8 protein-coding genes and 3 pseudogenes are annotated in these 8,324 nt (G+C 66.0%); 7 read left to right on the forward strand and 4 right to left on the reverse strand.

Going from position 1 to position 8,324, the window contains the following annotated elements; all coding sequences use genetic code 11:
* Positions 1–7 precede the first annotated feature (7 nt).
* The 3 genes from ASD55_RS05080 to ASD55_RS05090 are packed head-to-tail and all read right to left on the reverse strand — an operon-like array spanning position 8 to position 1,575.
* Positions 8–580, reverse strand: coding sequence for a DUF3106 domain-containing protein (locus ASD55_RS05080; RefSeq protein ID WP_056764146.1), 573 nt, complete (start codon positions 578–580; stop codon positions 8–10).
* A gap of 3 nt (positions 581–583) precedes the next feature.
* On the reverse strand, positions 584–994 hold the full coding sequence (locus ASD55_RS05085; RefSeq protein ID WP_056764148.1) for a hypothetical protein: 411 nt from the start codon (positions 992–994) through the stop codon (positions 584–586).
* Positions 991–1,575 carry an RNA polymerase sigma factor gene (locus tag ASD55_RS05090; protein WP_056764150.1) on the reverse strand — a complete coding sequence of 195 codons (585 nt, stop codon included), beginning with the start codon at positions 1,573–1,575 and terminating at the stop codon, positions 991–993. Before ASD55_RS05090 ends, ASD55_RS05085 begins: the two co-directional genes overlap by 4 nt.
* A gap of 138 nt (positions 1,576–1,713) precedes the next feature.
* Between ASD55_RS05090 and ASD55_RS05095 the strand changes: the two genes are divergently transcribed.
* Together ASD55_RS05095 and ASD55_RS05100 are read left to right on the forward strand one after the other, a co-directional pair.
* Positions 1,714–2,019, forward strand: coding sequence for an NAD(P) transhydrogenase subunit alpha (locus ASD55_RS05095; RefSeq protein ID WP_007809479.1), 306 nt, complete (start codon positions 1,714–1,716; stop codon positions 2,017–2,019).
* Positions 2,019–3,476: an NAD(P)(+) transhydrogenase (Re/Si-specific) subunit beta gene (locus ASD55_RS05100; protein WP_056764152.1), complete on the forward strand. Its 1,458-nt coding sequence runs from the start codon at positions 2,019–2,021 to the stop codon at positions 3,474–3,476. The genes ASD55_RS05095 and ASD55_RS05100 overlap by 1 nt, the downstream gene beginning before the upstream one ends.
* A gap of 24 nt (positions 3,477–3,500) precedes the next feature.
* Here the strand turns inward: ASD55_RS05100 and ASD55_RS05105 are convergent, their stop codons facing one another.
* A complete protein-coding gene (locus tag ASD55_RS05105) occupies positions 3,501–3,929 on the reverse strand; it encodes a hypothetical protein (RefSeq protein ID WP_056764153.1) in 429 nt (142 codons plus the stop codon).
* A 202-nt stretch (positions 3,930–4,131) separates the two neighbouring features.
* Here ASD55_RS05105 and sufT point away from each other — a divergent pair, with 202 nt between their 5' ends.
* The 5 genes and pseudogenes from sufT to ASD55_RS18695 form a co-directional block, all read left to right on the forward strand.
* Entirely contained in the window at positions 4,132–4,689 is a 558-nt protein-coding gene (gene sufT, locus ASD55_RS05110) for a putative Fe-S cluster assembly protein SufT (RefSeq protein WP_056764155.1), read from the forward strand.
* A 502-nt stretch (positions 4,690–5,191) separates the two neighbouring features.
* A pseudogene (locus ASD55_RS18775) lies at positions 5,192–5,425 on the forward strand (peptidase); the annotation flags it as partial.
* Between the two features lie 87 nt (positions 5,426–5,512).
* A partial coding sequence (locus ASD55_RS18780; protein ID WP_235577734.1) for a PepSY domain-containing protein occupies positions 5,513–5,988 on the forward strand: 476 nt, incomplete at its 3' end.
* Between the two features lies 1 nt (position 5,989).
* Positions 5,990–7,544: pseudogene (locus ASD55_RS18690) on the forward strand (pre-peptidase C-terminal domain-containing protein); the annotation flags it as partial.
* 543 nt (positions 7,545–8,087) lie between these two features.
* Positions 8,088–8,324: pseudogene (locus ASD55_RS18695) on the forward strand (peptidase); the annotation flags it as partial.

Here is an 8,324-nt window from a genome sequence, read left to right on the forward strand (position 1 = left end):
GCGCGACTCAGCTCTGGCCGTTCTGGCCGGGTGGCGGCGGGGGCGGCTGGTTGCCGGATGACGGCGGAGGTGGACGATCGTGTCCGCCATGCGGGCTGTGCCAGCGGCGCTGGTCCGGTGGCAGCTGCCGCCAGCGTCGAAGCAATTCCTCGCGCTGCGCCGGCGGCAGTTTCTGGAAGCGTTCGAAGGTGGTGTGCAGCTGCTCGCGCTGCTGCTCCGGCATCTGGTGGAACTTGCGCATGTTCTCGCGCGCCTGCTTGCGCTCGGCGGGGGTCATCTGTTGCCAGCGGGCGATGTGCTGGCGGACTTCCTCGCGCTTTTCCGGCGGCAGGGTGACCCAGCGTTCGGACCGATGAAGCATCCGCGCCTGCTTGCGCGGCGACATGGCGTCCCAGTCATTTTTCAGCGGCGCCAGCACTTCGCGCTGGGCCGGGCCGAGGCTGCTCCACGGACGCACCGGCGGCGCCGCCTCGTCCCGCGACGGCGGTGGCGCGTCCTGTGCGTGCAGTGGCGCCACCGCCACGCCGCCGAGCAGGGTGGCGAGCAACAGGGGCAGGATCGGGCGAAGGATTCGATTCATGGCTCAGCGTTTCGTGGACGGGCTGTCGGTGCTGGCCAGCCAGTCGTAGAACTCCAGGTTCTGGTAGAGGTTGGGGTCGGTCTTGTCGGCATCCGGCGGCAGATCCGCGTCGGCATCGTCGAGGGTGTTCGCCGGATGGATGGCCGCCTGGGTGTGTTGCCGCGGCAGTGGCTGCCACACCATCAGCGCCGCCAGCGCGATCACGGCGAACGCGCCTGAGGGGATCAGCCAGCGGACCGTGCGCTGCGCCGATGCGGCCGGTGCCTGCAGCGCCTCGCGCCGGGCCGCACGCAGCCGCCCGGCGGTCACCGGGTCGATGCGCTGCGCGGCCTCGTGCCAGAGCCCGCGTGCACGCTGCTCCAGGTTTTCGCCGGGCCGGTTGTCGTCCAGCCTGTCTTTGTCCAGCGACGTCATCGCCAGTCCTCCAGTTGGTCGCGCAAATGATGCATGGCGCGCGACAGATGGGTTTTCACGCTGCCTTCGGAGCAGCCCATGGCACGGGCGGTTTCGGCCACGTCGAGTCCTTCCAGCATGCGCAACATGAAAGCTTCGCGCTGGCGTTGCGGCAGTTGCCGCACCGCGGCGGCCAGGTCGGCGTACGACTGCACATCGTGCAGCCGGCCCAGCGGGTCCTGGCCGGGATCGGCCGGCTCCCACACGGGCAGTTCGCCGCCGTCGCCATCGTGGCCGCCGCCCAGCCAGCCGACCACGATCGAGCGCACCTTGCGGCGCCGCTGCAGGTCCACCACGCGCCGGCGCAGGATGCCCCAGAACAGCGGCGCCCATTCCGTCGCGGGCTTGTCGCGGTAGTGCCTGACCAGCCGCAGCATGGCGTCCTGCACCGCGTCCATCGCGTCCTCGCGATGGCGCAGCTGCAGTTCGGCCATGCGGAACGCACGCCGTTCGACCTGGGCCAGGAACGCATCCAGGGTGGCGGGTGTTTCGCGGACCTCGCTCAGCAGATCCGCGTCGAGGGTGCCGATCGCGCTGTTCACGGCGACCGCGTCCCCGTCTTCGATTGGATCATCTGCGGGCTCCGGCGGTGTGCTCCCGGAGTTCAACGCGGCAGGCTCGCACGGGTTGACCGGCACCCGTATGATGCAGGCTCAACGGTGTTCCGACGGGGTGGGGTCATGATCGACGGGTTCCTGGCGCTGTACATCTTCATGCTGGCCGCGTTTACCGGTTATGAAATCATCGCGCGGGTGCCGGTGATCCTGCATACGCCGCTGATGTCCGGTTCGAACTTCGTGCACGGCATTGTGCTGGTTGGCGCCATGATCGCGCTAGGCCGGGCCGACACGCCGTTCGAGATCGCCATCGGCTTCATCGGCGTGCTGCTGGGCGCCGGCAACGCCGCCGGCGGCTACGTGGTGACCGAGCGGATGCTGGAGATGTTCAAGTCCAGCAAGCCGGGCGCCGGCAAGGAGGCCAAGTGATGAGCTGGCTGCCCACCGTCATCAAGGCCTGCTATTTCATCGCCGCGCTGCTGTTCATCCTGGGCCTGAAACGCATGAGCTCGCCGCGCACCGCACGCGGCGGCATCGTCTGGGCCGGCTACGGCATGTTGCTGGCGGTGCTGGCCACCTTCTTCCTGCCCGACATGCACAACCGCGGGCTGATCGTCGCCGCGGTGCTGATCGGCGTGAGCGCCGCCTGGTGGACCGGTCGCCGCGTGGCGATGACCGCGATGCCGCAGATGGTGGCGCTGTACAACGGCATGGGTGGCGGCGCGGCAGCGGCGATCGGCGCGGTCGAGCTGATCGGCTACGCGCGCGGCCTGGGCATGCTCCATGCGGTGCCGGACACCTCGCCGCTGCGTCCGGAAGCGTGGGCGGTGAATGCGTTGCCGCCGGCACTCTCGCCGGTCGAACTGACCTTGGGCGTGCTCGGCGCGCTGATCGGCGCGGTGAGTTTTTCCGGCTCGCTGGTGGCGTTCGCCAAGTTGCAGGGCTGGATGGACAAGCGCTTCGTGTTTGCCGGCCAGCGCGCGGTGAACATGCTGCTGCTGGCCGCCGCCGTCGTGACCGGTTTCATGCTGGTGCTGGGTCAGGCCAGCCTGCCGCTGATCCTGGTGTTCTTCGCGCTGGCGCTGCTGTTCGGCCTGATGATGACGCTGCCGATCGGCGGCGCCGACATGCCGGTGGTGATCTCGCTGTACAACGCGTTCACCGGCTTGGCGGTGTCGTTCGAGGGTTTCGTGCTGGGCAACGAGGCGATGATCATCGCCGGCATGGTGGTCGGCGCCGCCGGCACCTTGCTGACCCAGCTGATGGCCAAGGCGATGAACCGCTCGATCGGCAACGTGCTGTTCGGCAGCTTCGGCGCGGCCGGCGGCGAGGCGCAGGCGATCACCGGCGCGCAGAAACCCATCGACGGCGCCGACGCGGCGGTGATGATGGCCTACGCCGAACGCGTGGTGATCGTGCCCGGCTACGGCCTGGCCGTGGCGCAGGCGCAGCACAAGGTATGGGAGTTCGCCCAGTTGCTGATCAAGCGCGGGGTGAAGGTGAAGTTCGCGATCCACCCGGTGGCTGGCCGCATGCCCGGCCACATGAACGTGCTGCTGGCCGAGGCCGGCGTGCCGTACGACCTGATCGCCGACATGGACGACATCAATCCCGAATTCGCCACCACCGACGTGGCGCTGGTGATCGGCGCCAACGACGTGGTCAACCCGCTGGCCAAGACCGACCCGGCCTCGCCGATCTACGGCATGCCGATTCTCGACGTGAGCAACGCGAAGCAGGTGATCGTGATCAAGCGGGGCAGGGGCACCGGCTTCGCCGGCATCGAGAACGCCCTGTTCTACGCCGACAACACCCGCATGCTGTATGGCGACGGCCAGGCGGCGGTGGGCGAACTGGTGACGGCGCTGAAGGACGTGGACGGCTGAGGAGCAGTCCGGGCGCTGCTGCGCTCAGCCCCGGCGACGTCGCCACCAGGCCAGCCATGCTGCCACCAGCATGCCCAGGCCGGTCCAGGCGAAATCGGCGGGTGACAAGGCCATGCGGGCCAGTTGCCACAGCATGCCGACACCGGCGGTGCGCATCGCCTCGATCAGGCCCAGCCCCATGTTGCCCGCGATCAGCACGCCGGCGATCAACACGTTCACGTAGAACGTGGCAAGCAGGGTGGCGGCGGCGGCCATCAGCGCCGCGCCGGTGCCGGCCGGGCGCACGCAGGTGCGGATGGTCAGCGCCAGCAGGGCGCCGATGGGCAGGGCCAACCATGGCGCGGAGTGGCGCAGATACATCGAGACGACCATCCATACCGCGCCGCCGGCCAGTCCCAGCATGGCGGCGCTGAACAGCGAAAAGGCATACAGCAAGACGGCGCGCGTGCTCATCGGTGGTGCCGGTTCAGTGGGGCGGGAAGCATGCGTCGTCCATCGGGCAAAGCGGCCATCATAGCGTGCCGCCGGGCCGCGGGCCCTTGAGTTCGGCCGCCGAGGCCTGATCTGGGACAAGCGGCCGCACGCGGCGGCCGGCATAATAGGCAACCCGGGTTCGACGCACGTGCGCGCCCATCGAGACAGGATTGGCGTTGGCATGAGTGGTTTCAGTCTGAGCAGCGAACCGTTCACCCTGGTGCGCGACTGCAAGGCCGTGATGGTGCCGCAGGGCGAGCAGGTGACGCTTCCCGCGGGCCAGATCGGCTACATCACCCAGGCGCTGGGTGGCAGCTTCACCGTCTACGTGGAAGGCAATCTGTTCCGCATTGCCGGCGACGACGCCGACGCGCTGGGCAAGCCGCGACCCGAACCCATCCAGGTGCCGGCGAACGCCACCAACGAGGATGTGGAGAAGCTCGCCTGGGAGCAGTTGCGTACCGTGTTCGATCCGGAAATCCCGGTGAACGTGGTCGAGCTGGGGCTGGTCTACGACCTCAGCCTGGAACAGATCGCATCCGGCGAGCGCAAGGTCTACGTGAAACTCACGCTGACGGCTCCCGGTTGCGGCATGGGCGACATCCTGGTCGACGATGCGCGCACCAAGCTGGAGATGATTCCCACGATCAGCGAGGCCGAGGTGGACCTGGTGTTCGATCCGCCGTGGTCGCACTCGATGATGTCCGACGCGGCGAAACTCGAAACCGGCATGCTCTGAGTTTCATCCGTGCGGTTCGGCGAAGAACCGCGCACGGGTTGTTCACCGCGCGATCGTCTCTGCCATCGCTCCGATCATCGACGTTCACCGCACCGTGAAATGCTGGCGCGCCTGCTGATGCGTGGTCTCGTGCACGCGTTATTCACGATGAATTCGCGCTTTTTGCCTGCGTCCGCGATGACGGCCGACTCTGTGATATCGGTCACTCCAAGTAGGAAAAAGTCGGGTTGTTCCGGCTTGATTCGAAGCCTATGGTAAAGCGATCCGTCTTCGGGGAGGTTGACGGATGGTCCTTTGGCGGCGTGATCGCCGTCTTGCAGTTACGCATCCCCGCACTGCCTGCACAATGGAATGTCAGGGGGAGGGCAGGCGATACGGATGTAGTTTGGGATCGCTAGACAGAAATTGAAGAAGGGGTCGTGCCTCGCACGGCAAATCTTGCATGGGGCCGCGTGGCCGCATCGGGCTCGCCTGTCCCCGTCATTGTCTAGGAGTTCATTCAATGCCCAATCATTACCGCCTGAAATTGCTGGTCGCCGCGATCGGCATGGCTACCGCCTCGGTCGCCACCGCTGCCACCACCAAGACCCTGCATGCGCAGAATCTGGGAGCGGTGCCCACCAGCACGCTGGCAACCAAGCTCAACCTCGGTCAGGACATGTCGCTGGCACCGCGCAGCGCCGTCAGCATCGCCAATGGTCACAAGGTCGTGCGCCAGCAGCAGATGTATCGCGGCNAGCTCAACCTCGGTCAGGACATGTCGCTGGCACCGCGCAGCGCCGTCAGCATCGCCAATGGTCACAAGGTCGTGCGCCAGCAGCAGATGTATCGCGGCGTGCCGGTCTACGGCCGCAGCATCGCCGTGGTTCAGGACGCCCAGGGCAATGCCCTGCGCGCCTCGGGTGAACTGATGCAGGACGCCCAGCTCGGCCTGAGCTCGGTGGCCCCGAAGTTGAATGCCGCCCGTGCGCTCACCGCACTCAGGGCGCATGCGCACACCACCCTGGTCGGTGGCACCACCATCAGCAACCAGAAGACCGACCTGTTCGTGTATCCGCAGGACAATGGCACTGCACGCCTGGTCTACCGCGTGTCGTACTTCGTCAACGGCGCGAATCCGTCGCGTCCGACCGCGATCATCGACGCCAATACCGGTGCCGTGATCAAGAGCTGGAAYGGCCTGACCGATGCTTCGGCCACCGGCCCGGGCGGCAACCAGAAGACCGGCAAGTACCTCTACGGCACCGACTACGCCGCGCTCGACGTGACCCAGTCCGGCAGCACCTGCACGCTGGTCAANCGGCCCGGGCGGCAACCAGAAGACCGGCAAGTACCTCTACGGCACCGACTACGCCGCGCTCGACGTGACCCAGTCCGGCAGCACCTGCACGCTGGTCAACACCAACGTGAAGACCTACAACCTCAACCACGGCAGCAGTGGTGGTTCGGTGGTCAGCTTCACCTGTCCCAACAGCGACACCGACGCGATCAACGGCGCCTATTCGCCGGTCAACGACGCCCATCATTTCGGTGGCGTGGTGCATGACATGTACAACTCGTATACCGGTGCGCCGCCGCTGAACATGCAACTGGTGATGAAGGTGCACTACCTCAGCAACTACGAGAACGCGTTCTGGGACGGCAGCGCGATGTACTTCGGCGATGGCGCCAGCACGTTCTACCCGCTGGTGTCGCTGGACGTGACCAGCCACGAAATCAGCCACGGCTACACCGAGCAGAACTCCGGCCTGGAATACAGCGGGCAGTCCGGCGGCATGAACGAGGCGTATTCGGACATCGCCGGCGAAGCAGCGGAGTTCTACGACCGCGGTGCGGCCGACTTCCTGGTCGGCGCGGACATCGTCAAGACCAGCGCCGGCATCGGCGATGCGCTGCGCTACATGTGCAACCCGCCGCAGGATGGCGGCTCGATCGACAACGCGGCCGACTACACCTCCGGCCTCGACGTGCACTACTCCAGCGGCGTGTACAACAAGGCGTTCTGCCTGCTGGCCAAGACTTCGGGCTGGGACGTGAAGAAGGCGTTCCAGGCCTTCGCGCTGGCCAACAAGTCGTACTGGACGGCCACCTCCACCTTCAACTCCGGCGCCTGCGGCGTGGAGTCGGCGGCGACCGACCTGGGCTACAACGCGAATGACGTGATCACCGCGTTCAACGGCGTGGGCGTGACCTGTCCGGGTGGCGGCGGTGGTGGTGGCGGCACGACCACCGAGCTGCAGAACAACGTGGCGGTGACCGGCGTGTCGGCCTCGACGGGTGGCGACAACGACTACTTCATCACGGTGCCGGCGGGTGCCACCAACCTGGTGATGTCGATCTCCGGCGGTACCGGCGATGCTGATCTGTACACCAAGGCCGGCAGCGCGCCGACCACCAGCAGCTACGATTGCCGTCCGTACAAGACGGGCAACTCGGAAAGCTGCACCGTGGCGTCGCCCGTCGCTGGCAAGTACTACATCAAGGTGCACGCTTACGCGTCCTACTCCGGTGTCACGGTGAAGGCGTCGTACAGCACCGGCGGTGGTGGTGGTGGCGGCAGCAGCGACTCGGTGGATCTGCCGACCGTGAGTACCGGCAACTGGTCGTCCACCTATACCGAGACGGTACAGGCCGGCCATACCGTGACCTTCGCGATCTCCGGTGGTACCGGTGACGCGGATCTGTACGTGCGGGCCGGCAGCGCGCCGACCACCAGTTCGTACAACTGCCGTCCGTACAAGACCGGCAACAACGAAAGCTGCACCTTCACGCCGAGCAGCAACACCACCTACTACATCAAGGTGCGTGCGTACCAGACGTTCTCCGGCGTGACGCTGACGGAAACGCTGAACTGAAGTTGGTCGAAGCTGCGCCGGAATGACCGGCGCAGCTTCGCGACAAGTTCGCTCGGAACCCCGGCTTCGGCCGGGGTTTTTTTGTTCGTGCAACGACGTGCAGCAAGGCGTTTTTGCAAGTCGCTTCATGAGCACGACAGCGCGTCGACTGGCGAAGATCACTTCACGGCCAGCGAAATTTCCCTGCGCGCAACTGAACCTGTTCCGTATCGCCACACACCCGCCCCGTCGCTGTGATGTCCGTCACCCGGGGTAGGAAAAAATCAGATAGCTAGCTTGCCTGTCGAGGAATAACGTGTCGCATCCGCTTTCCGGGGAGGTCGGCGGATGATCCTGTGGCGACGCCATCGTCGTCTTGCAATTACGCATCCACGCGCTGCCTGTACATGGAATGTCAGGGGGAGGGCAGGCGATACGGATGTAGTTTGGGATCGCTAGACAGCACACGAAGAAGGGGCCGTGCCTCGCACGGCAAATCTGCATGGGGTCCTTGTGGCCGCATCGGGTCCGATTGTCCCTAAAATTTTGTCTAGGAGTTTGTAAATGCCCAATCATTACCGTCTGAAATTGCTGGTTGCCGCGATCGGCATGGCCACCGCTTCGGTGGCCACTGCCGCCACCACCAAGACCTTGCATGCACAGAACCTCGGTGCGGTGCCGGCCAGCTCGCTGGCCGCGCAGCTCAACCTCGGTCAGGACATGTCGCTGGCACCGCGCAGCGCCGTCAGCATCGCCAATGGTCACAAGGTCGTGCGCCAGCAGCAGATGTATCGCGGCGTG

Origin of the sequence: Rhodanobacter sp. Root561 (assembly GCF_001427365.1) — a bacterium.
In the GTDB taxonomy this organism is placed as follows: Bacteria; Pseudomonadota; Gammaproteobacteria; order Xanthomonadales; family Rhodanobacteraceae; genus Rhodanobacter.

Excerpts from the sequence above, each read along its gene's own strand:
- ASD55_RS05080 (WP_056764146.1), bottom strand. The coding sequence starts at position 580 with ATGAATCGAATCCTTCGCCCGATCCTGCCCCTGTTGCTCGCCACCCTG.
- ASD55_RS05085 (WP_056764148.1), bottom strand. The coding sequence starts at position 994 with ATGACGTCGCTGGACAAAGACAGGCTGGACGACAACCGGCCCGGCGAA.
- ASD55_RS05095 (WP_007809479.1), top strand. The coding sequence starts at position 1,714 with ATGATCGACGGGTTCCTGGCGCTGTACATCTTCATGCTGGCCGCGTTT.
- ASD55_RS05100 (WP_056764152.1), top strand. The coding sequence starts at position 2,019 with ATGAGCTGGCTGCCCACCGTCATCAAGGCCTGCTATTTCATCGCCGCG.
- ASD55_RS05105 (WP_056764153.1), bottom strand. The coding sequence starts at position 3,929 with ATGAGCACGCGCGCCGTCTTGCTGTATGCCTTTTCGCTGTTCAGCGCC.
- sufT (WP_056764155.1), top strand. The coding sequence starts at position 4,132 with ATGAGTGGTTTCAGTCTGAGCAGCGAACCGTTCACCCTGGTGCGCGAC.